The 19,500-nt window shown below is 64.3% G+C and carries 19 protein-coding genes; 6 read left to right on the plus strand and 13 right to left on the minus strand.

Annotated features, from left to right (window positions below; genetic code table 11):
• Window positions 1-188: 188 nt before the first annotated feature.
• Together ACPQ6D_RS17670 and ACPQ6D_RS17675 are read right to left on the minus strand one after the other, a co-directional pair.
• Window positions 189-2,900, minus strand: coding sequence for a DNRLRE domain-containing protein (locus ACPQ6D_RS17670; protein WP_423225674.1), 2,712 nt, complete (start codon window positions 2,898-2,900; stop codon window positions 189-191).
• Window positions 2,888-4,576 carry a serine/threonine-protein kinase gene (locus ACPQ6D_RS17675; RefSeq protein WP_423225675.1) on the minus strand — a complete coding sequence of 563 codons (1,689 nt, stop codon included), beginning with the start codon at window positions 4,574-4,576 and terminating at the stop codon, window positions 2,888-2,890. Before ACPQ6D_RS17675 ends, ACPQ6D_RS17670 begins: the two co-directional genes overlap by 13 nt.
• Window positions 4,577-5,468: 892 nt before the next feature.
• On the opposite strand from ACPQ6D_RS17675, the gene ACPQ6D_RS17680 reads away from it, so the two are divergent.
• The 3 genes from ACPQ6D_RS17680 to ACPQ6D_RS17690 all read left to right on the plus strand — a co-directional run bounded on the left by ACPQ6D_RS17680 (window position 5,469) and on the right by ACPQ6D_RS17690 (window position 7,257).
• Window positions 5,469-6,368 carry an SDR family oxidoreductase gene (locus tag ACPQ6D_RS17680; RefSeq protein WP_423225676.1) on the plus strand — a complete coding sequence of 300 codons (900 nt, stop codon included), beginning with the start codon at window positions 5,469-5,471 and terminating at the stop codon, window positions 6,366-6,368.
• A gap of 303 nt (window positions 6,369-6,671) precedes the next feature.
• Entirely contained in the window at window positions 6,672-6,926 is a 255-nt protein-coding gene (locus ACPQ6D_RS17685; protein WP_423225677.1) for a hypothetical protein, read from the plus strand.
• Entirely contained in the window at window positions 6,898-7,257 is a 360-nt protein-coding gene (locus ACPQ6D_RS17690; RefSeq protein ID WP_423225678.1) for a type II toxin-antitoxin system PemK/MazF family toxin, read from the plus strand. Before ACPQ6D_RS17685 ends, ACPQ6D_RS17690 begins: the two co-directional genes overlap by 29 nt.
• A 3-nt stretch (window positions 7,258-7,260) precedes the next feature.
• On the opposite strand, the gene ACPQ6D_RS17695 is transcribed toward ACPQ6D_RS17690, so the two are convergent.
• The 9 genes from ACPQ6D_RS17695 to rpmH form a co-directional block, all read right to left on the minus strand.
• The gene (locus ACPQ6D_RS17695) at window positions 7,261-8,901 is read right to left on the minus strand and encodes an amidohydrolase (RefSeq protein ID WP_423225679.1); all 1,641 of its coding nucleotides are present in this window, start codon (window positions 8,899-8,901) and stop codon (window positions 7,261-7,263) included.
• A gap of 178 nt (window positions 8,902-9,079) precedes the next feature.
• Complete coding sequence (locus ACPQ6D_RS17700) at window positions 9,080-9,970, minus strand: ParB/RepB/Spo0J family partition protein (RefSeq protein WP_423225680.1); 891 nt, start codon at window positions 9,968-9,970, stop codon at window positions 9,080-9,082.
• Complete coding sequence (locus tag ACPQ6D_RS17705) at window positions 9,967-10,755, minus strand: ParA family protein (protein ID WP_423225681.1); 789 nt, start codon at window positions 10,753-10,755, stop codon at window positions 9,967-9,969. Before ACPQ6D_RS17705 ends, ACPQ6D_RS17700 begins: the two co-directional genes overlap by 4 nt.
• Complete coding sequence (locus ACPQ6D_RS17710; protein ID WP_423225682.1) at window positions 10,752-11,603, minus strand: PfkB family carbohydrate kinase; 852 nt, start codon at window positions 11,601-11,603, stop codon at window positions 10,752-10,754. The genes ACPQ6D_RS17705 and ACPQ6D_RS17710 overlap by 4 nt, the downstream gene beginning before the upstream one ends.
• A gap of 153 nt (window positions 11,604-11,756) precedes the next feature.
• Window positions 11,757-12,707 carry an RNA-binding cell elongation regulator Jag/EloR gene (gene jag, locus ACPQ6D_RS17715; RefSeq protein ID WP_423225683.1) on the minus strand — a complete coding sequence of 317 codons (951 nt, stop codon included), beginning with the start codon at window positions 12,705-12,707 and terminating at the stop codon, window positions 11,757-11,759.
• 6 nt (window positions 12,708-12,713) lie between these two features.
• The gene (locus tag ACPQ6D_RS17720; RefSeq protein ID WP_423225684.1) at window positions 12,714-13,706 is read right to left on the minus strand and encodes a YidC/Oxa1 family membrane protein insertase; all 993 of its coding nucleotides are present in this window, start codon (window positions 13,704-13,706) and stop codon (window positions 12,714-12,716) included.
• Between the two features lie 30 nt (window positions 13,707-13,736).
• Entirely contained in the window at window positions 13,737-13,949 is a 213-nt protein-coding gene (gene yidD / locus ACPQ6D_RS17725) for a membrane protein insertion efficiency factor YidD (protein WP_423225685.1), read from the minus strand.
• A 15-nt stretch (window positions 13,950-13,964) separates the two neighbouring features.
• Window positions 13,965-14,309, minus strand: a complete 345-nt coding sequence (gene rnpA / locus ACPQ6D_RS17730; protein ID WP_423225686.1) for a ribonuclease P protein component — start codon at window positions 14,307-14,309, stop codon at window positions 13,965-13,967.
• 16 nt (window positions 14,310-14,325) lie between these two features.
• On the minus strand, window positions 14,326-14,493 hold the full coding sequence (rpmH, locus tag ACPQ6D_RS17735) for a 50S ribosomal protein L34 (protein WP_423225687.1): 168 nt from the start codon (window positions 14,491-14,493) through the stop codon (window positions 14,326-14,328).
• Window positions 14,494-14,674: 181 nt separating this feature from the next.
• Here rpmH and ACPQ6D_RS17740 point away from each other — a divergent pair, with 181 nt between their 5' ends.
• The 3 genes from ACPQ6D_RS17740 to ACPQ6D_RS17750 are packed head-to-tail and all read left to right on the plus strand — an operon-like array spanning window position 14,675 to window position 16,693.
• A complete protein-coding gene (locus tag ACPQ6D_RS17740) occupies window positions 14,675-14,809 on the plus strand; it encodes a hypothetical protein (protein ID WP_423225707.1) in 135 nt (44 codons plus the stop codon).
• Entirely contained in the window at window positions 14,789-15,808 is a 1,020-nt protein-coding gene (selD, locus tag ACPQ6D_RS17745) for a selenide, water dikinase SelD (protein ID WP_423225705.1), read from the plus strand. The genes ACPQ6D_RS17740 and selD overlap by 21 nt, the downstream gene beginning before the upstream one ends.
• A 3-nt stretch (window positions 15,809-15,811) precedes the next feature.
• A complete protein-coding gene (locus ACPQ6D_RS17750) occupies window positions 15,812-16,693 on the plus strand; it encodes a sugar phosphate isomerase/epimerase family protein (RefSeq protein WP_423225688.1) in 882 nt (293 codons plus the stop codon).
• A gap of 688 nt (window positions 16,694-17,381) precedes the next feature.
• Here the strand turns inward: ACPQ6D_RS17750 and folP are convergent.
• Both folP and lexA read right to left on the minus strand, forming a co-directional pair.
• Window positions 17,382-18,836, minus strand: coding sequence for a dihydropteroate synthase (folP, locus tag ACPQ6D_RS17755; protein ID WP_423225689.1), 1,455 nt, complete (start codon window positions 18,834-18,836; stop codon window positions 17,382-17,384).
• Between the two features lie 4 nt (window positions 18,837-18,840).
• Complete coding sequence (lexA, locus tag ACPQ6D_RS17760) at window positions 18,841-19,494, minus strand: transcriptional repressor LexA (RefSeq protein ID WP_423225690.1); 654 nt, start codon at window positions 19,492-19,494, stop codon at window positions 18,841-18,843.
• Window positions 19,495-19,500: the final 6 nt, after the last annotated feature.

Here is a 19,500-nt window from a genome sequence, read left to right on the forward strand (position 1 = left end):
GACGGTGCCACCGGTCAGGCCGCCAAGCTGGGTCAGGCGCCTGGGGGTTGCGGCCAAGAACGTCACGCGGACGGCGCCAACCAATCACGGGTGCTACTCGGAGACGACCAGTGGGCTGTCCCGGTCAGCCGGTCTCCTGACCGGTCGGTGCGCCTATGCCCGGCGCAATCCGCGGCGTCCATAAGACGTCAGTGGATTCGCAGGATTAACAGGCCATCCTCTCCATCAGCGACATAGATCACTGTGCCTGCCACAGCCACGCCAAGGGCATTATACCCCGGCGTATCATAGGTGCCGCGGTACACAGGGCTTGCCGGCCTACTCACATCAATGATCTGCAACCCGTCCCCGTCGGCGACGTAGGTCAGACCGCCGGCCACGGCAACGCCGAAGGCGTACCCCGGCGTGTCGTAACCGCCGCGACCCACGGGGTTGGCCGGGTCGCTCACGTCGATGATCTGCAACCCGCTGTCCCCGTCAGCGACGTAGGCCAGGTTTCCGGCCATGGCAACGCCACGGGCATAACCGGGCGTGTCATAGCCGCCGCGGCGCATAGGGTTGGCCGGGTCGCTCACGTCAATGATCTGCAACCCGCTGTCCCCGTCAGTGACGTAGGCCAGGTTTCCGGCCACAGCAACGCCACGGGCATAACCGGGCGTGTCAAAGCCACCGCGGCGCATAGGGTCGGCCGGGTCGGCCACGTCAATGATCTGCAACCCGCTGTCCCCGTCGGCGACGTGGGCTAGGTTGCCGGCCACGGCAACGCCACGGGCATACACTGGCGTGTCATAGCCGCCGCGGCGCACGGGGTTGGCCGGGTTGCTGACGTCAATGATCTGCAACCCACTGTCCCCGTCGGCGACGTAGGCCAGGCTTCCGGCCACAGTAACGTCATAGGAACGCCCTGACGTGTCATAACCGCTGCGGCGCACCGGGTTGGCCGGATCGCTGACGTCGATGATCTGCAACCCGCTGCCATACTCGGCGACGTAGGCCAGGCTGCCGGCTGCAGTAATGTCATAGGAACGCCCCGCTGCGTCATAGCCGCCGCGGCGCACCGGGTTGGCCGGATCGCTGACGTCGATAATCTGCAACCCGCTGTCCCCGTCGGCGACGTAGACAAGGCTGCCGGCCACGTTCACGTGGAGGGCAGTGCCTGGCGTGTCATAGCCGCCGCGGCGCACGGGGTTGGCCGCGTTGCTAACGTCGATGATCTGCAACCCGCTCTCCCCGTCGGCGACGTAGGCCAGAACACCGGCTACGGCAACGCCGAAGGCATAACCTGGCGTGTCATAGCCGCCGAGGTGCACGGGGTTGGCCGGATTGCTGACGTCGATAATCTGCAGGCCACTGGCCTCGTCGGCGACGTAGGCCAGACCGCTAGCCACAGCGACAGCGAGGGCGTTGCCCGGCGTGTCATAGCCGCCGCGGCGCACGGGGTTGGCCGGATTGCTGACGTCGATGATCTGCAGGCCACTGGCCTCGTCGGCGACGTAGGCCAGACCGCTAGCCACAGCGACAGCGAGGGCGTTGCCCGGCGTGTCATAGCCGCCGCGGCGCACGGGGTTGGCCGGGTTGCTGACGTCGATGATCTGCAACCCGCTCACGCCGTCGGCGACGTAGGCCAGGCCGCTCGCCACTATCACGTCCAAAGCAATCCCCGGCGTATCGTAAGCGCCGCGTAAGGTGGGGTTGACCGGGTTGCTGACGTCAATGATCTGTAGCCCGCTGCTTCCATCATCCACATAGGCTAGGTCTCCCACGACATTGACACCCTCAACCAATTCGGGCAAGACGGGACTCCGCCCGACCTGCATAGGATGAGCCGGGTCACGGACATCAACAATCACCAGCCGCGGTCCGACTCCAGCGTAGACATAACTTCCCTGCGCTTCTACTGCCACAACGCTACCTCCTATTTGCCCGACTAGCTCGACTAAGAGTGTAGGTATGGGCGTTGAAGTCGGCGTATTTGTCGGCCTGAGCGTTGGAGTCTTCGTCGGCATGTTCGTTTGGGTCGGTGTGTTTGTCGGCGTCGGCGTCCATGTCATGATGCGGCCGACGCCAGGTAGATAGACATCCGGCGGCGTTGGGGTGACGGTGGGCGTTGGGGTGACAGTTGGCGTCTTTGTCGGCGTCGGGGTAACGGTTGTCGTCTTGGTGGGCGTTGGGGTTTTGGTCGGAGTTGCTGTGGGCGTGGACGTCGGCGGCAGGTACTGAATCTCCAGTTTCGGACGCAGCCCCGGTGGACTGCCACAGTCGCTGACGCTGCAGTCCTTCGACCAGAACGCGCGCTCATGCTGCCCGGCCGTCTCGTCCCCGCGCAGGAGCAGGCTCAGCTCACTCTGCCCGGCCGTGTTGGCGCTCTGCACCAAGTCCTTCAAGTCCCACGTGTACCAGGTGAATTGGCCGCCCACCGTAGTCGTCGCCGCCGGCGTCGCGTTCCACGAAAGCTGCAGATGTTGGTTCCAGGTGATGGCTTCCGGCCAACTGCTGCTGTTGATGCGATAGACCGCAATGGGCATCGGCGCGGCCCCTGACGTAGTGGCCGACAGATAGAGCTGCAGCCTGGCGCTTTGGATCAGACTGCCTTGCGGGATGCCGCGGAGGTCGAAACGCAGCAGGCTGCGTTCCACTAGGTAGCTATCCGACTCACTATAGCCAACCCAAAAATTACGGCGTACTGCAAATGCTTCGTTGGAGTGTCCCGATGCCACGTAGGTGTCCGCAACGGCCGCCAGGGAGACCACGGTATCCGCGTCATGACTGTCAGCGGCTGACACGCGTGCATTCGCACCAATCATACCGCTCAAAAGAAGCGCGGCGGTAATCAGCCGAAGGAGCCATCTTGCTGCCAGCGCAGCCATGCCCATGTGCGTGAGCGATGTCAGTATCTGCATGCCCCCACGCAACCTCCAGGCGAATACCTGAAGTGGCGCGGCTCAGACTCCCGGCCAATCCGTGCACCTGTCGCCTTTTCGATCACCGCCACGGCCCACAGGTACACTCCCTTCTCCTTCTCTTTGGCAACAATGCCGGGCGCCCAGTCCAGGTCAATCGTCGTCTCTTGGGTCGTCACCGACGGAGCTGCGCCCAGGTGCTCCGTTGCTCCTTCGGCCCAAATGCGCACTTCGAACGCCTGGCCGGGCTGTAACTGCCCGAGATAATCCCACACAAACTTGATCTTGCCCGTGACATTCGCATTCTCCTGGGGCTCACTCGGCACAGGCGCGGGTAATGGCGCCGGAGTCCGGGGGACAGGTCCGGTTGGAGAAGCCACAACAGTGCCGCCGCCGAAAGGTGTCGGGGGGCGGGTTGGCGGCGCCGCGGTGGTGGGTGGCGGCGCGATGGTTGAGGTCGGATTGCCATCAGGAGTCGCGGTTGCTGCCTCGATCGCGGTCGCGGTGGTGGACGCCGCGCTGGGGGTGACGACGACCACTGGCGCCGTCGGTGTGTTCGTGGAAACCGCCGCTTTCGCCGTCGCCGTGGCGAGGGCCACGCGGGTTGCAGTCGGCGTGTGGGCCGGATTGCCATCACGGCTCAACACCACGGCCAGCGTCACTGCGAGCAGCATGAGCACCCCAATGCCGCCGCCTGCCATCCACAGCCAGGCCGGCGCGGCGCGCGCAGCCGGGCGCGGGGTGGGAGGCGGCGTCGCGGCCGGCGGACGGCGCACCGGCGGCAGAATGGTCGTCTTGGCCGGCGCCGCGGCTGCGCGCGCAGGGGCGGCCGTAGGCTGCAAGGCCGCGCGCAAGGCGCTGGCATCTGGGTAACGCGCCGACGGCTGCTTGGACAGGGCCTGCAGAACGACGCGATCCAGCCAGGCCGGAATCCCGCGCACGCGCTGGCCGAGGGCCACCGGCGTTCCCTGTTTGATGAGGAGGGCGTTATGAATCTGGTCGCTGATAGACTCTTCAGCCCGGAAATCGAGATAGCTCCCCCCAGCGATCATCCGGTAGAGCATCGCGCCGAGGGCATAGACATCCACACGCGGATCGTCACGCACGCCATCCAACTGCTCCGGCGCCATGTAGGTCAACGTGCCGCCCGCAAACCCACTCGACGTCCCCCAGGAGCGGGCGACCGCGGTGGAGGAGACGTGGGCAATGCCAAAATCGGTCACTTTGGCCTGACCGTCCGCGCCAAAGAGGATGTTGGCCGGCTTGATGTCGCAATGAACGATGCCGCGACTGTGGGTGTGCGCCAGCCCCGCGCAGACCTGATCCATGATGACCAGCGCATCGTTGACCGTCAGCGGCCCCGCGGCCAGCCGTTCGTCCAACGATCCGCCGGGGCAATACTCCATAGCCAGGTAGTAATAACCGCGGTCGGAGAACACGTCGTAGAGTTCGACGACGTTTGGATGGCGCAGCTGCAAGGCTGCGCGTCCTTCCACCAGGAAACGGCGCACCATCTGATCGTCATCGGCCAGGGCCGGGTTCATCTCCTTGATCGCGACTGCGCGGCCGATCAGCGTATCACGTGCCAGGTAGACAAAACCAAAGCCGCCTCGACCGAGCACCCGCTCGATGAGGTATTTGCCATTCAACAACGATTCATTGGCTTTGAGTGCCATTGGGCGTCTCCGGGGACGGGTATAGGCCGTGACCTGATGTGGTCACGCCTGACAAACGGCGAGATAGGAAAACACCAAGCCCGCCGGGCCATCTGCTTGGTCGTTGCCGCACGAACGCAGGGCCGCCAACGGGGGGATGACTCACGCATCAGTGTAACTGTCCCTGGGGATGATGCAGGCCGTGAGCGCGCCGTCCTCGTGCGGCTCGTTCCGTCTCAGTATAGAACAGGATGCTTTGCCTGTCAACGTAGCCGCGCCGCCGCGCCGCCGGGTGCATTTCAAACTGGGGGCGCGTCGGGCGATTGAAATCGCTGCAACCCCTGCAAAGCCCAGCCTTCGTGGGCTGCGCCCCCAAACTGAAACCACACAACCTTTTTGGGGGGCCCAGGGCGAACCTGACCGGGCGAAACAGGAACCTCTGCGCTCGATCCTCAGGCCATGATCCTAAACGCGGCATCGTGAGTGGCGCCGCTACCTTCGTAAGGAATGGGCTTGTCCCGTAGGGACGCCTGACCTTAGCCGGGGCGCCCTCATTCAATCGTCCCTACGGGACGACGGCGCGGGGGGTGTCATCGGTCTCAAGTCAAGGCGTCCCTACGGGACGATTGCATTTCAATCCTGGCGGGAAGCGATCTGAGCTTACGCCAACGGCTCAGCGATTGCCCCCAAACTGAAATGCACCCGCGCCGCCGACAGGGCCAGCCCGCGCTGCGGGTTCCGCATCACCATGCGCAATTTCCCACAATTGGCGCACAAGGGTATACTCGGATGGCGCGGAGTGCAACCATGACCATCTCCGCAGCCGCCCTGGTAAGCCATGCGCTGACCAGTGGGGCAGGCATCGGGTGGTCGCCCGCGGCAACCCGGACAACATCGAAAGGAAACTTACCTTATGTCAGTAGACTCACCACGCGTCGCCATGATCACAGGCGGGAATAGCGGCATTGGATTTGCCACCGCTACCAAGCTGGCGGCGCATGGCTTTCATGTCATCATGGCCTCGCGCAACCAACAGACCAGCGCGCAGGCCATCGCACGGATTCGGGCGCGTCAACCGGACGCCCGCGTCGAGTCCATCCCGCTTGACCTGGCGTCATTCGCATCGGTGCGGCAGTGCGCGGTCGCCTTTCAGGCCAAAGGCTATCCGCTGCACGTCTTGATCAACAACGCGGGCGGATCAATCCCCGGCAAGCAAGCCAGGTTCACGGCCGACGGGTTCGAGATGACGTTTGGCACGAATCATCTCGGACACTTTCTGTTCACCAATCTCCTGCTCGATAACCTGACGCGGTCGGCCCCGGCGCGCGTGATCACGGTATCCTCGCAGTTGCACAACCCTCAATACGCGGGCGGCAAGCCGCCGGATTTCGATTACGACAACTTGAAAGGGGAGAAATACTACGACGCCAATGTCTTTTACCGGAACTCGAAGCTGGCAAACATGTGGTTCACGTATGAGCTGCAGCGCCGGCTGACCGGTACAGGCGTCACCTCGAACGCGGTGTGTCCAGGCTTCGTGCCGGAGGCCATCGCCGACCGCCGGACGTCGCCGGTCGAGCGCTTCCTGTACAAGCAGATCCTGGCGCGCATGCCCTTTGCACGTTCGCTGGAGCAGGCTTCCACGTCGTATATGATCGCGGCCACCGATCCTGGCCTGGAAGGCGTCGGCGGCAAGTTCATCGTGGATGGCAAGGAGAGACGTTCAAGCGAGGAATCTTACGACGAACAAAAAGCGCGGCGTTTGTGGGATGCGAGCTGGGCCTGGTGCGGTCTCAACGTCATTGATCCCTGATGATCTGAATGTTCGATGTCCTCCTCCGGCCGATGAGGTTGCGCAGCGTCCGGTCGCGCGTCCACGGTTCGGCTGTACTCAGAAGCCATGGCATTCGGCTAATGTACGACCGGCGGTATTCGTTGTCTAGCGCGGGTAAAGCCGGTGGCCTTGTTTGGGTTATGGTGTAGCGCCAAGTCTACGAGAATACGCGGCGCCCCTTTCAGGCGCCAGAGTCTCAATCTCTGCGGGGGTCTCGCCATAAATTGAAACCTCGTGTATAATGGGCGCTGGACAAGATTCGCTGCTTGAGGAGGTGTCACCATGGAAGCCACGATGACGGCGATCGAATTGACCGGAACTGTGAACGAGCGCCGTCAACTGCAACTGGATGAGCTGCTGCCCATCTTCGGCCCCAAGCGGGTGCGGGTGATTGTGCTCTATTCCCCCACAGACGAGTGGGAAGAAACCGAGTGGTTGGCTGCCGCAGCCCGCAATCCTGCGTTTGCGTTTCTCAAAGATGCGGAGGAAGATATCTACTCTTTGAGCGATGGGAAGCCATTCCGTGACGAAGCATAAAGTCGTTCTCGTCCCGTTTCCTTTCGATGACCTTTCCAGCAGCAAGGTCCGCCCTGCCGTTTGTCTCACCGATCCCATTGGGCCGCATAGACACGTGATCCTGGCTTTTGTCACGAGCCGAATTCCAGACAAACTCCTGGAAACCGATTTGGTTATTGACGCGCGTAGGTCGGACTTCAGAGCAACGGGACTCCAGGTTTCATCCACCCTTCAGTTACACCGTTTGATGACAGCCACAACTTCCCTGCTGCAACGCGAGTTGGGTGTCTTATCGCCTGCCATGCAGGCTCAGGTGAACGCGCGCCTTCGTAAGGTGTTTGGTATAGCGTAACCGTTACGCCGATAGCTCTCCGTACACCACCTTCCCATCTAGCACTGTCGCTATTACCTGCGTCTGCAGAATCTCCTCAGCCGGGCACGTGAAGATGTCGCGGTCGAGCACCACCAGGTCGGCCAGTTTGCCGGGGGTGATGGAACCCTTGCTTGCTTCTTCGCCGCTGGCAAAGGCCGCGCCCAGGGTGTAGGCGCGCACGGCCTCCGCAACGCTGATTCGCTCCTGCGGCTGCCAGCCGGCCGGGCCGGACGCGCCGTCGCCGCGACGCCGCGTCACTGCGGCGTGGATGCCGGCGAGCACGTCCGGCGCTTCGATCGGCGCGTCGGAGCCGAAGGCGAGGGTCACACCGGTGTCGAGCAGCGTGCGCCAGGCGTACGCGCCGCGCACGCGCGGTTCACCCCACAGGCGGTCGGCGTTGAGCATATCGCTCGTCGCGTGGATTGGCTGCATGGAGGCGATGAGGCCCAACCGCGCGAGGCGCGGCGCGTCGTCCGCATGGATGATCTGCACGTGCTCGACGCGGTGGCGCAGCGGCGGCCACGGCCGCGCCGGCAATGCCTGGCCGGTCTGCCATTCCGGCTCCGCGCCGCGCACGACCGCCAACGCATCCAGCACCTCGCGGTTGGCGCGGTCGCCGATGGCGTGGATCATCACGCTCAGGCCAGCCGCGCTGCACGCCAGCGCCTCTTCGGTAAACTCCTCCGGGTCCAGCGTGCAGACGCCGCGCCAGTCTGGCCGCCCGCGATACGGCTCCAACATCCACGCCGTCTGTGAGCCGAGCGCGCCATCCGCGAAGAATTTGACGCTGCCCACGCGCAGCCACTCGCTGCCGAAGCCGCTCTGCAGGCCCAAATCAATCGCGGCCTGGCGGCGGACGCGGGGAATGGTCTGGTTGACGCGCAGCCCCAACTCGCCGCGGCGCAGGAGCGCCTGGTAGGTGCGAAAGGCCAGCATCTCCGCGGTGTCGCTCGCCTCGTGGATGCCGGTCAGGCCGTTGGCCCAGGCCAGGTGGATGCCCTCCAGGGCGGCTGCGCCGCTCTCGTCCAGGCCAGGCTGCGCAACGACGTCGTCCAGCAGTTTGACCGCGTTCTCGCGCAGGATGCCGGTCGGTTCGCCCGTCTGCGGGTCGCGCTCGATCACGCCATCGCCAGGGTCGGGCGTGGAGGCCGTGATGCCGGCCCGCGCCAGCGCCAGGCTGTTGACCCACACCGAATGCCAGTCTTTGCTGTCCAGGGCCACGGGGCGCCGGGGCGCAACCTGGTCGAGCATCTGCCGCGTGGGCATGCCCTCCGGCCAGACGTTGGCGTCCCAACCGCCGCCGCGCAGCCAACGGCCCGGCGCGGTTTGGCCGGCCTTCTGCGCAATGACGGCCAGGGCTTCGGCCGCGCTCGGCGCGCCGGTCAGGTCCACCCAGCGCCGCTGCAAGGCCCAGCCGACAAAGTGAATGTGGGCATCAATGAATCCAGGCAGCAGCGTGCGGCCGCCCAGGTCGTGCGTCTGCGTGTCGGGGCCGGCCAGGTGACTCAAATCATCGCCCACGGCCAGGATGCGGTTGCCGGCCAGCGCGACCGCGCGCGCGGTGGGGCGATCCGCATCTTGCGTGTAAATGCGGGCATTGGTCAGGAGCATGGTTGGGTGCATGGCGGCTTACCTTGTGGTTTGCGTGTTCGTGTCTTGGTGCTGAAATTCTGGTACAGCGCGTAAGATATTCTCACACAAAGCCGCAGAGACACGAAAGAATCGGTTTGCGTCTCCGTGCCTTTGTGTCTTGGTGTGAGTCATTTGGGTCTGGCTTGTCCGGAGTGGCAGGCGGGGTGATTTACTCGCCGCCACCGATGGCGTCAATCACAGCCTGCAGTTCTTCATCAGAGTAGAAATGGATCACCAGGCGGCCGCGTCCGCGCACGCCGCGGCTGATCTCGACCTTGGTGCCGAGGCGTTCGCGCAGGCTGCTCTCCAGGGCCTGCACGTGCAGCGCCTGCGGATCAGGCTCGCCCGCGGCGGCCGCCTCTGGCGCAGCCGCCAGGGTCAGGCGGTGCACCAGCTCTTCGACCTGGCGCGCCGTCAGGTGGCGGTGACGGATGATCGCCAGCGCTTCGGCCTGCAAATCGTCATCCAGGCCGACCAGCGGCCGCGCCTGCGCCTCCGACAACTCGCCGGTCATCAGCGCTTCTTTAACCGGCTCGCTCAAGCGCAGCAGACGCAGGAGGTTGGTCACGGTGACCCGCGCTTTGCCCACGCGCGTCGCGACCTGCGCCTGCGTCAGGCCAAACTCCTCGATGAGCATGCTGTAGGCGGCGGCTTCTTCCAGCGGGTTGAGATCGGCCCGCTGCACGTTTTCCACGAGCGCCATTTCCAGCACGGCTTGATCGCTGGCCTCTTTGACGATGGCCGGGACCTGGCTCAGGCCGGCCAGGCGCGCGGCGCGCCAGCGCCGCTCGCCGGCGATCAGAAAATAGGCCGGGCCGCCCGCGGCCGCGCCCGCGGCGCGCGTCACGATGAGCGGTTGAATCAGGCCGTGCTCATGAATCGAAGCGGCCAGCTCCTGCAAGGCCTCGCTGTCGAAGCTCTGGCGCGGCTGGCGTGGGTTAGGGGCGATGTCGGCAATGTCCAGCTCTACGAACGCCTGGCTGATTTCCGGCGCGGGCGGGGGCGCGCTGGGGATCAAGGCGCCTAAACCGCGACCCAGGCCGCGTTTGATGTTGCTCATGGCATGTGCCTGCCTCTCGGTGACGTTTCTTGCTTCAGCAGCTCTTGCGTCAGCGCCTCATAGGCCATGGCGCCGGGCGAACGGGGCGCGTAGGTCAATATCGCTTCGCCAAAACTGGGCGCTTCGCTCAGGCGCACATTGCGCGGGATGAGGGTATCAAAGACGAACGCAGGCGCATTCTTGCGAATTTCGTTCACCACTTGCTGGGCCAGGTTGGTGCGGCCGTCGAACATGGTCAACACCAGTCCCTGCACGGTCAGCGCCGGATTGAGGCTCTTATGTACCAGGTCAATCGTCGCCAGCAGATGCGCCAGCCCTTCCAACGCAAAGTATTCGCACTGAATGGGGATGATGACGCCGCCGGCGGCGGTCAGCGCGTTGATCGTCAGCAGGCCCAGGCTGGGCGGGCAGTCGAGGAGGACATAATCGTAGCCTGAGGCGGCCAGCTCCAGCGCGCGGCGCAGGACATGCTCGCGCGCCAGCATCCCCACCATTTCAACTTCCGCACCGGCCAGCCGCGGCGCAGACGGCACCAGGTCAAGCCCGACGCGGTAAGTCAGGGAGACGACTTTGGTGAGCGGCATCTGGTCAATCAGCACATCGTACAGGCCGTAGATGGCATGCTGCGGGTTGACGCCGATATGGCTGGTGGCGTTGGCTTGCGGGTCGCAGTCCACCAGGAGCACGCGCTTGGACGCCTGCGCCAGGTAGGCCGCGAGGTTGACGGCGGTGGTGGTTTTACCCACGCCTCCTTTTTGATTGGCAAAGGCAAGAATACGCGTCACAGGGAACTCTGCGCCTCCGGGGGGTGCTGCGCCAGCCAGGCTTCGACCTGCGCCAGGCTGGGAATGGCGTCGGTGGCCTGCCCTTCGACCGAAAACGAGGCGGTGACATTGGCGAAATGGGCGGCCTGCACCGGGTCGCCGGTGGCGGCCAGGCGAATCAGGAACGCGGCGGCAAAGACATCGCCTGCGCCGGTCGGGTCTACCTCGACCGACGGTCGCGGCGGCACGGCAGTCATCTGGTTGCCCTGCCAGACCTGGCAGCCGCGCGGGCCCAGGGTCAGCACCACCACTGGGCATAGGCGTTGGTAGTGAGCCAGCGCCGCGGGATCATGGCCCAGGTCTTCGTCGCTCAAGATCAGCGCGCGGGCGCCGGTCAACACCGCGGCGGCGTTAGCCCAGGGCTGGCGGCTGACATGGCCGTGCGCATCCCAACGGCGCATCCAGCCCTGCGGCACAACGCCCACCAGGCTGTCGGGAAAGGCTGCGGTCAGGCCGGGGTCAACTTCCTGCGCAACCGGCCCCAGCAGGACGATAGGCGTCTGGCGCCAGGGCGCGGGCACGTCCGCCACGCGGATGATCGGGGCCACGCTATGCACCGTTTGCCGGCGATGCCCGTTGTGGTAACGATTTTCGAATGTGGTGGTGGCAGTCGCGGGCAGCCGTTCCACCGCAATGCCGTCCAGGTCAGGCGTCAAGGGAAAATCGGAGGCGGCGCGCGTCAGAATGGCGGCGTGCGCACCCAGGCGCGCGGCCGTGATGGCCGCGTAGGTGGCGGTGCCGCCTTGCGCAAAACCACCACTGAGCAAAATGTCGCGCGTGATGTGACCAATGACCAAGAAATTCGGCATAGAACCCTGCATCGCCCAGCGCAATCGAGCCTTGACTGGCTTGATTGTAGCATAGGCGGCGCGAAACCAAAAGAAACCCGGTTTCTCACAGAAACCGGGTCTCTCGACACTGTGAACCCGATTTCCTACAGAAACCAGGCTCCCGTCGCGGCGCTAATGGGCCGTGTTCGGAATAATCGTCACTTTGCGGCTTTCGCCTTCGCCCACGCTTTCGGTATGAACCTCAGGATGGTCACGCAGGGTCATGTGGATAATGCGGCGCTCACGCGCGGGCATTGGCTCCAGGGCCAGGGTACGGCCGGTGGCGGCGACGCGTTCGGCGGTGCGCGTGGCTAACTGCTGCAGCGTGCGCTCGCGCCGATTCTTGTACTCTTCCACATCTACCACGACATTGGTCCAACGATGCAGGCGGTGATTGAGCATCAAGCGGGTCAAGTATTGCAGCGCGTTCAAGGTTTCGCCGCGCCGGCCAATCAGGATGCCCAGGTCATTGCCCACGATGTCCAACACCAGGGTTGGCTCGTCATCACGACCCGGCATGTCCGATACGGAGGCGTGTCCGCGCACCGTTGCGTTGATGCCCATCTGGTTCAACAGGTTGCCCAAGATCTCCGAGGCCGTTTCCACCAGGACGCTATCGCTGACAGCCGCTTTTTCCGCTTTGGGCTTGGGCGCGAGCGACGGCTCCACATCCGCCGCTGGCTGGTCGGCCGTGGGGACAGGCGCCGCGGCCACGGCTGGCCGAGCTGGTTCAACCGGCGCCGTGATGGGCGGCTCTGGTTTCACCGGCCGCGGCGGCGCACTGACCGGCTTGGGTTCGGCGGGCGCTTCCCAGCGTGTGGGCCGCGGTGGGCTGACCGGCTTTGGTTCCATGGGCGGTTCTGGCCGTGCGGACCGCGGCGGCGCGGGGCTTGGACTGGTGACGCGCGGCGTCAAGCGTACGCGTGCGTCTTCGGCCCCAAATCCGAGGATGCCGCGGCTGCCTTCAGACAGCACTTCCACATCCACCTGCTCACGCGCAAGATTGAGGCGACGCAGGCCATCACGGATAGCGGCATCAACCGTCTTGGCGCGAACTTCAATGCTTTCTTGTGGGGTAGCCATAGCCAACTACTTCCTCTTCTTGATGCGACGTCGCGCTTTCGCGGCTCCGACTTCGGTCTCGCGCGTAGCGGCGACAGTGGTATTGCTGGGCGCTGGCGCTTCGGTCGGCGCGCTGATGGCCGGCGCCATGTTGTTGAGATTGATCCCAGGTATCTTCAGTGATCCCCAGCCGGTGACAAAATACTGTTGAATCATGCTGAGGACATTGCTCACCACGTAGTAGAGCGACAGACCTGCGGGCAGGGAGATGAACACAAAACCGAACACCAGGGGCATGAAGGTCATGGTCTGCTGCATGGTCGCTTGCTGCGGATCCTGATCGGCTTTGGAGGCGACGGCCGGCTGCGACATTTTTTGCAGCATGATCTGTGTCACCACCAACAAGACGGGCAGGATCAGATAGCCAATCAACGTGCCATATTGGCCGGCGGTAAATGCCTTCGAGATCCACTGCAACCCTTCCGTCTGCTTCGGATAAGCCAGGTCTGGAATCCAGAAAAAGGGTTGCTTGACCAGCTCGCCGATGTTGGTCAAGTGATAGAGCGCCTGGTAGAGACCGAACAGAATGGGCATCTGGATGAGGAGAGGTAAACAGCCGCTGGCTGGATTGTAGCCAGCTTCCTTGTACATCTCCATCTGGGCCTTGGAGAGCGCCTCACGATCCTTGCCGTGCTTTTTCTGCAATTCTTGCATGCGCGGCTGCAGATGCTGCATCGTGCGCATGGAGCGCAGCTGCGCCATGGTCAGCGGCAGGGTTACGATCTTGATCAGAATGGTAAAGAGGATGATCGCAAAACCGTAGCTGTAGGGCAGACCGATGGACTCGAGAACCTTGTGCATCCACGACAGGGCCGCGGCTAACGGGAAAACGATGAACGTTTGCCACCAGCCGCTGGGTGGGGCATTGGGGTCAGTCGAGGTTGGCGCGCCGCAGCTGGTGAGCAGCAGCAGCAGCGCCACCAGGAGAAGAATGAGGCCAACCGTGCGTAGTTTGCGCATCTTGGTTCCTTTTAGTAACACAACCTATCCTTACGGCACAGGGTCATAGCCACCTGCGTTCAGGGGGTGGCAGCGCGCGATGCGCTTGACGCCTAACCAGCCGCCCTTGACTACGCCGTACCGTTCGATGGCTTCGTAGGTGTAATGGGAGCAGGTTGGGGTGAAACGACAACTAGGTGGCAGCGCCGGTGAAATGAAGCGCTGATAAAGCCGAATCAATTGCAGCGTGAGAGCCTTAGCCATGCGTAACGATCAAACCTACGATCCTAACAACTGTGCACGTTTGAGCAGCGCCAGACAGGCCGCCTTCAAGGTCAAGAAATCGGCCTGGGCCGCGAGTGGGCGGGCAATCATGACCACATCCCACCCCGGCTCAATATCCGCTCTCTGCAAGCGAATGATTTCACGCAGACGCCGTCGCACCAGGTTGCGACGCACTGCGCCGCCCAACCGACGGCTGACCGAGAAACCAAAACGGTTATGATCTAGTCCGTTTGGCAACGCGCAGAGCACGAGCAGTGGACTGGCCCATGATTTTCCTGCGCTGCGCACTTGGCGGAAGCGCTCCGGCTGGCGCAGCCGGTAGCGACGCTGGACCGACAACAGAACAGCTTAACGCTTACTTCGGCGGCATCTTGCGCCAGGTCAGCGCAACCGATAACAGCTTGCGGCCCTTCAGGCGCCGCGCCTTGATTACATTGCGACCATCGGTGGTCTGCATTCGCTTGCGGAAACCGTGCACGCGCAGGCGCCGCTTGACTTTGGGTTGCCACGTTCGCTTAGGCATCAGAAACTCCTACTCAAGAGATAATTCCGTTCAACGGCCGTTACGAGAGCGGCAGCCTGAACTTGGTTCCAGTTTATGACAGCAGAAAACGGGCGAGGAAGAAAGACGCTCCTCTCCCGTGTCATGGCGTGCATTATACCCGTCTTCTGGCGTGACTGTCAAATGATTAAGGGTGAATTGTTTGCACACGCTTGCTAAGGGGCCGCTCTTCGACTATAATGCGCCAACATTCTGCAGATTGGAGTTCTCAACGATGGCAACCGACGACCTGCGCGGCCGTGTGCGCCTGACCAGCCTGGCCAGTTGCGCGGGCTGAGCGTCGAAACTGGCGCCTGAGGCCCTGGCGCAGGTTCTGCGTCAGCTCGAACCCCTCTTTCCACCCCAGCAGCACCCCGCCGTGCTGGTTGGACTCAACGCGCCCGATGACGCGGTTGTCTATCAACTCAGCGCCGAACGGGCGCTGATTGCGACGACTGATTTCTTTACGCCGATTGTGGATGACCCGTACACCTTTGGCGCGATTGCCGCGACCAACGCCATGAGCGATGTCTACGCCATGGGCGGCGAGGTCCTGTTTGCCTTGAATATCGCCGCTTTTCCTGAAAGTCTGCCCGCGGAGGTGATCGCGCAGATCCTGCTGGGCGGCGCGGAGAAGGTGCGCAGCGCCGGTTCCCTCATCGTGGGCGGGCACACGATCAAGAATCCCGAGCCGGTCTATGGCCTGGCTGTGATCGGCGAAGCACACCCGGATCGCATTTTCCGCAAGACCGGCGCGCAGGTGGGAGATGTGTTGGTGCTCACCAAGCCGTTGGGCACTGGGTTGATCAGCACGGCGCTCAAGCGTGAACAAGCAGACGCCGACGATGTGGAGACGGCCGTCGCCAGCATGTTGATCCTCAATCGCAATGCAATGCGCGCCGGCCAGGCCGCGGGCGTGCGCTGCGCCACCGATATTACCGGCTTTGGGCTGCTCGGTCATGCGAGCGAGATGGCTGAGGGCAGCGCTGGCGCGCTGCAGATTTCGCTGGCGGCGCTGCCTCTGCTGCCCGGCGCGCGCCGTTACGCGGAGGCGCGCATGGCGCCCGGCGGCACGCACAGCAACCGCCGCTATTTCAGCCTGCGCGTGCACGCGCCGCCCGAGCTCAGCCAGGCCGACGAAGCGCTTCTGTACGATCCCCAAACCTCTGGCGGCTTACTCCTGGCCGTGCCGCTGGCGCAGCGGGACGTTTTCTACGAGACCTGCGCGCAGCTCGGTCAGTTGGCCTGGGAAATCGGCCGCGTGGTCGAGGGCCACGGCGTCCAGGTGACGGCGTAAACCATGCGGCCGTCGCTTGGAGTTTCAGCCTGGTGTTTCCACGATGCGCTCTACGCGGGCCGGCTGACCTTGCACGACATCCCCGCGGCCGCGGCCGCCCTGGGGTTCGACCTGGTGGAGCTGAATGACCTCTTTTATCCGCCGCCGCGCTTCAGCCGTCTGCGCTACCTGCCCTGGCGCCTGTGGGGCGCGCTGGTCGGCCGCGACGCCTGGCGCACCTTTCAACGTTCCTGGGTCGGCAGCGCGTCCACGCGGCAACGCCTGCGGACAGCCTGCGACCAAGCCTCGGTGCGCTGCGCGGCGTTCACCCTGAACAGTGATTTTACGGGCCAGCCGCGCCAGCAGCCGGCTGCGCTGGCCTATGCGGCGGCCGGCCTGGCGACGACGGCCGCGTTGGGCGCGCCGATCATGCGCGTGACCAGCGACTGCCGCGAGAAGTCGGACGACATGATCACGCCTGGCGTGCTGGAGCGGGTGATTGATGGGCTGCGTCAAGCGGTCAAGCTGGCGCAGGCGGCGGGCATTCGCTTGGCGCTGGAGAATCACTGGGGCCTGACGACGGAGCCGGCGGCGATGCTGCGCGTGGTGCAGGAGGTCAATTCACCCTGGCTGGGCGTCTGCCTCGACCTGGGCAACTTTCCGCCGGCGCAGCGCCTGGCTGGCGTCGAGCTGCTGGCGCCTTACGCCATTCATGCGCACGCCAAAGCCGGGCAGTTTACGGCCAACGGCGAGGAGACGCAGATTGACTACCGCACGGAGCTGGCGATCCTCAGCCAGGCGGGCTACCGTGGGCCGTTGGTGATCGAATACGAGGGCGATGGCGATCCGGCCGCCGGCATCCAACGCACGCGTGACCTGGTCATGCGACACTGGCCGCCGAACTGATGTCCACGAATCCCTGCGAGGGTTGGTTGTCATAGAACCAACCTTGCGAAGGCCCGCCGGGTAAGGGGCTGGCGTTGGAGAGACCGATTTCGGTTTGCCCGATGATGTCTGGCGCAGTCAGCCCTCGCAAGGGGATGGCGCGGCCGTCCCCCTCGCAGGGCTGCGACGAGCTGCCAAACTTAGAGGCGCGCAACGCCGCCGCGCGCCGCCGAACTGATGTCCACGAATCCCTGCGAGGGTTGGTCGCCGCAGGGTCAACCTTGCGAAGGCCCGCCGGGTAAGGGGCTGGCGCCGGAGAGACCGATTTCGGCTTGCCCGATGATGTCTGGCGCAGTCAGCCTTCGTAAGGGGATGGCGCGGCCGTCCCCCTCGCAGGGCTGCGACGAGCTGCCAAACTTAGAGGCGCGCAACGCCGCCGCGCGCCACCGAACTGATGTCCACGAATCCCTGCGAGGGTTGGTCGCCGCAGGGTCAACCTTGCGAAGGCCCGCCGGGTAAGGGGCTGGCGCCGGAGAGACCGATTTCGGCTTGCCCGATGATGTCTGGCGCAGTCAGCCTTCGCAAGGGGATGGCGCGGCCGTCCCCCTCGCAGGGCTGCGACGAGCTGCCAAACTCAGAGGCGCGCAACGTCGCCGCGCGCCGTCTAACTGATGTCCACGAATCCCTGCGAGGGTTGGTCGCCGCAGGGTCAACCTTGCGAAGGCCTCAACCATAATGGTCTCACGATAGCATCGGTCATACGCGCCACGCGCGCCATCGGCAGCACGTCGTGCACGCGCACGATGTCCGCGCCGCGCACGATGCTGACCGCCACCGCGGCCGCCGTGCCTTCGACGCGCTGGTCGGGCGGCAGGTTGAGGGTGTAGCCAATGAAGGATTTGCGCGACGGCCCCACCAGCACCGGAAAGCCCATCGCCTTGATGGCGTCGGTGCGGTTGAGCAGCGCAAGATTCTGCTCGCGGGTCTTGCCAAAGCCGATGCCAGGGTCCAGGATGATCTGGTCATCGCGAATCCCCGCCTGGCGCGCCAACGCCACCGAAAACGCCAATTCCTGCTGAATGTCGCCCAGGAGATCGTTGTACTGCACACCGACATAGCGTCCGCCCAGGCGGGCTTCCTGGCTGGCGTCTTTGGGCTGGCTGCGATTGTGCATCAACACCACGGGCACGCGCGCCTGTGCAATCACGGCCGCCAGGTCAGGATCGAGCCGCAAACCCCAGACATCGTTCACCACGCGTGCGCCGGCCTGCAGCGCCGCCGCGGCCACCACGGCTTTGCTGGTATCCACGGAGATCGGCAGCGGGACGCGCGCAGCCAGGCCTTCAATCACCGGCAGAATGCGCTGCATTTCAGTCTGCGCGTCCACCGGGCTGGAGCCGGGGCGGGTGCTTTCACCGCCGACATCGAGAATGTCCGCGCCCTCCGCGTAGAAGCGTTCGCCCTGGCTGATCGCGGCTTCGATCCAGGCGGCCGCATCCGCATCTGTGCGCGCCAGGCCATCGCCCGAAAAACTGTCGGGCGTGGCATTGATGATGCCCATGACGTAGGTGCGGCGGCCCCAGGCAAAAGGCGCAGCCTGCGCCGGCCGCCAGGCAAAGGGATTGAGGGGCGCCGCTTCGGCGGCGAGGTCAATCGAGCCAACCGCCATGATGGCGTCACGGTTCACCTGGCTAAGCAGATGGTCTATCGTGACCCCGAGGAGAGGATGAACGACGTGCGGCGCGATCTCGGCCAGCGGTACTAATACGAAGGCCCGTTCGTGTAGCCGCGGATGCGGCAACACCAGGGCCTCGCTGTCGTGCACCAGGTTGTTGTACTCAAGGTTGTTGTACACCAGGTCATTGTACAGCAGGATGTCAATGTCAATCAGCCGCGGCCCGTAGCGTTCCGCCGGCTGGCGTCCCATGCCCTGCTCGATCTGCTTGGCAAAGGCCAGCAGCGCGCCTGGCGTCAAGGCGGTCGCGCCGCGCAGCGCCAGGTTGTAAAAGGCTGGCTGCTCGGTCACGCCCCAGGGCGGCGTTTCGTAGACCGAGGAGAGCGCTTCGATGGCCACCGCCTGGCCGAGGCGCTGCAAGGCTTGCACCAGGTTGGCGCGGCGGTCGCCCAGGTTGCTGCCGAGGGCCAGGAAAACAGAAGCCGCCATCGGCCTAGTCCAATTGGCGGATGATGGCAATCACCTTGCCCTGGATCTCCACCTGGTCCGCGGGGAAGATCAACGGCGCGTAGGCCGGATTGGCCGGCTGCAGGCGTACGTTGCGGCCCTCGCGGTAGAAATACTTCAACGTGGTTTCGCTGCGCTCTGGCAGCCAGGCCGCGACCATTTCACCGCTCTCCGCGACGCGCTGGCTGCGCAGCACGACCAGGTCGCCGTCATGCACGAGCGCGTCAATCATCGAGTCGCCGCGTACGCGCAGGGCATAGACATTCTCCGGCTCGCGCACGATGTCGCGGGTCAGCTCGATGGTGTCGGTGACTACGGGCGCCTCCGCCAGGTCGGGCCGCATGATGGGCGCGCCCGCGGTGATCGTGCCGTAGAGCGGGACGCGCACGCCCGTGGCGCTGAGGAGCACATCCACCGGCTCGTGGCGCAGACGAATGCCCCGCGAGCTCTTGGCGTCGCGTTCGAGAATGCCGAATTCAGCCAGCTTGGACAGGTTATACTTCACCACGGAGGTGGAACTGATGTCGGCGGCCTCGCCAATCTCCCGAATGGTGGGTGGGTAGCTGTATTCGCTGATGTAATGGTGAATGAAATCAACGATACGCTGTTGACGTTGTGACAGATTGATGGACAGACTCATCGTGCC

It is taken from the genome of Candidatus Amarolinea aalborgensis (genome assembly GCF_900491745.1).
Taxonomy (GTDB): domain Bacteria; phylum Chloroflexota; class Anaerolineae; order SSC4; family Amarolineaceae; genus Amarolinea; species Amarolinea aalborgensis.